This is a genomic window from Vibrio sp. 1641, from assembly GCF_033339995.1.
Classification (GTDB): Bacteria; Pseudomonadota; Gammaproteobacteria; order Enterobacterales; family Vibrionaceae; genus Vibrio; species Vibrio alginolyticus.
Genome location: NZ_JAWOVP010000461.1, coordinates 1 through 535, shown reverse-complemented (window position 1 = coordinate 535; position 535 = coordinate 1). Strand labels below are relative to the sequence as shown.

The window sequence follows — 535 nt, the reverse complement described above, 5'->3', positions numbered from 1 at the left end:
GGTTCATCACGCCAAGCGGCGTCAGTTTTTTCTTTAGACGCCAATGTGGTTTGATTGGCTTGAGAGGGTACGTTCGTTTACGAGCGACGATATAGTACAAGCTCCCCGCCGGAGAAGCCCAATCCCCCAAGCTGTTTTCTAACCAAGTCCACATGGTGCGATAACGTGTCATAGGAAACAGCGCATAACGATCACAATGAATTACTTGGTAGTTGAGTAACCCCAACCAGTCATTGATTCGGCTCGAAGTAAACATTCGCCCACTCCACGGCAAGTTATTTTTACGCCATGGGAATAAACTCGCTAAACCAGTAAAGCTAATTGGGTTAAAACCCGTAATGATCAAGCAGCCATCATCCATCATCACTCTGTCTACTTCTCGCAGCAGACGGTGTGGATCACTTGCATAATCAAGCTGATGGGCAAGTATCACGACATCAAAGCTTTTTTCCAAAAAGGGCAATTCGTAACCATCTGCGATAACATTGTGCAACGGGTTCTGGATATCTACGTTGACTTGGTGTTGAATGTTACA

At 45.6% G+C, this 535-nt stretch carries 1 protein-coding gene; it reads right to left on the bottom strand.

Annotated elements, in window-relative coordinates; all coding sequences use genetic code 11:
• Positions 1-535: class I SAM-dependent methyltransferase (locus R7Z47_RS26570; RefSeq protein ID WP_318130987.1), on the bottom strand; the 535-nt coding region annotated here is incomplete at both ends.